This window comes from Dyadobacter bucti (assembly GCF_005869225.1).
GTDB classification, from domain to species: Bacteria; Bacteroidota; Bacteroidia; order Cytophagales; family Spirosomataceae; genus Dyadobacter; species Dyadobacter bucti.
Window position 1 is genome coordinate 1 of the sequence record NZ_SWFP01000039.1, and the last position, 1088, is coordinate 1088.

Genomic DNA, 1088 nt, shown 5'->3' on the forward strand with positions numbered 1-1088 from the left:
CGAGCATTCTGATCATTTCTTCCTTGAACTCAGCGTCGTAGCTCCGACGACTTTTTACAGATTTTTGGTCTTTCATTTTGCATCATGTTGTGCAAAAATGTGTGCCGCTTTTCGGAACCACCTCAACTGCCTATAAAATATCTTTTAAAAGTACTGTCTTGTTTGGCATATTGAGCATTAACCTGTAGCGTGCTTGCCATCATTAAAATCAAGGCGGACCATAAAATTTTCTTTTGCATATCTTTTCTTTTAATGTTGAACGATACTGCAAAATTAGATTGGTGGGTAGCTTAAATACGTTCACTTAAGTTAAGAAATGCCTCTTAACTCTTATTTTTCTCCAAAATCCTTGCCCTTAACCTGCTTAATGATTGTGGTTTTATACCAAGATAACTGGCTAACTGGTGTTGCGGAACACGTTGAATCAGGTCTGGTCTTTTTTTTATTAGATTCGAATATCGTTGTTCGGGCGAAGAGGTCTTAAACTCATCAAAATTAATTTGTTGTTTAGCCAAAACTTCTTCTGCCAATATTCTGCAGAGGGTTTCAAACTTCGGAAACTTACTAAACATTTCCGTTTCCATATCAGGGTTTGAAACGATCAGAATTGTATCTTCCACACAAGATATGCAGTATTCGGAAGGGGCTTTATTGATAACACAAGGCGGTGTCAAGGCTTCCATTTCTGTGTAGAAAGCGGTTGTTTTTTCTTCTCCGTCTATGATATAATATGTCCGGATACAACCTTTAAGAACAAAGTACCCATCATTAGACTTTTGTCCTTCTTTGAGTAAAATTGTCCCTTTTTTTACTGAGTGAAATATGGCTAATGAAACGATTGCCTGCTTTTCATCTTCTGTCAGCGAAATGTATTTTGATATAAACTCAAATAATAAATCTCGCATTGTTTTATGTTGTTACTGTCATCTTTCACACTTGCACCCAACCTTATAAATATACGTGACGTGGTTCCGTTTTGGTTTACACTTTTGCGGGTTAGTAAATATTTAACTTCTCAATTCTCACCCAGTTTGCCGATAGTATTCTGCCTCGAAGGCAGCAGGATTCAGATAGTTTAAAGAAGAATG

1 protein-coding gene is annotated in these 1088 nt (G+C 36.9%); it reads right to left on the minus strand.

Features of this window, described 5'->3' with window-relative positions; translation table 11 throughout:
- Nucleotides 1-323: 323 nt before the first annotated feature.
- Nucleotides 324-905, minus strand: a complete 582-nt coding sequence (locus FBF61_RS34405; RefSeq protein WP_138485521.1) for a Crp/Fnr family transcriptional regulator — start codon at nt 903-905, stop codon at nt 324-326.
- Nucleotides 906-1088: the final 183 nt, after the last annotated feature.

Coding starts and splice junctions, on each gene's coding strand:
- FBF61_RS34405 (WP_138485521.1), bottom strand. CDS start 905: ATGCGAGATTTATTATTTGAGTTTATATCAAAATACATTTCGCTGACA.